Annotated in this window: 1 pseudogene; it reads left to right on the top strand. The window is 35.9% G+C overall.

Annotated elements, in window-relative coordinates:
- A pseudogene (locus tag KVT34_RS31430) lies at nucleotides 1–217 on the top strand (DUF1453 domain-containing protein); the annotation flags it as partial.
- Between the last annotated feature and the right edge of the window lie 14 nt (nucleotides 218–231).

The following is a 231-nucleotide window of genomic DNA, read 5'->3' as shown; positions in this document are numbered from 1 at the left end:
AGAACGAAAAGTAAAAGTAAATCGCATTTGGCTTGTTCCAGCTTTATTGTGTTTTGTAACAGGTCAGTCCCTTATTCATATGGGGCAAATAACTTTGCTGCAAGGACTATTGTTAGTTATAATGCTTGGAATCGGCTTATGTCTTGGAATTATACTGGGAAAAGCTCTGGAATTTCGATTAGTTAGTGAGACAGGACATGTATTACGAAGAGAAAACTGATTAAGTTCATT

It is taken from the genome of Paenibacillus sp. GbtcB18, from assembly GCF_019091125.1.
Classification (GTDB): domain Bacteria; phylum Bacillota; class Bacilli; order Paenibacillales; family NBRC-103111; genus Paenibacillus_F; species Paenibacillus_F chitinolyticus.
The sequence above is the reverse complement of the archived record's forward strand: the minus strand, read 5'-3'. Positions and strand labels throughout refer to the sequence as shown.